1 protein-coding gene is annotated in these 247 nt (G+C 45.7%); it reads left to right on the forward strand.

The window, feature by feature from the left end; translation table 11 throughout:
• On the forward strand, nt 1-228 hold a 228-nt coding region (locus QP437_RS10280), incomplete at its 5' end, for an IS3 family transposase (protein ID WP_285267767.1).
• Nucleotides 229-247: the final 19 nt, after the last annotated feature.

Genomic DNA, 247 nt, shown 5'->3' on the forward strand with positions numbered 1-247 from the left:
ACGCAGAGTATGTCGCGTAAAGGAAACTGCCTGGATAATGCAGTGATGGAAAACTTCTTCGGGACCCTGAAATCGGAGTGTTTTTATCTGAGGGAGTTCAGGAGTGTCAGTGCGATAAGAAAAGCCGTAGAGGACTATATCCATTACTACAACAACGAGCGGATAAGCCTGAAATTAAAAGGTCTGAGTCCGGTAGAGTACCGAACCCAGGCTCTGAGAGCCGCTTAATATGAACCATCCAACTTTA

The organism is Haemophilus sp. UMB1048 (genome assembly GCF_030218125.1).
In the GTDB taxonomy this organism is placed as follows: domain Bacteria; phylum Pseudomonadota; class Gammaproteobacteria; order Enterobacterales; family Pasteurellaceae; genus Haemophilus_D.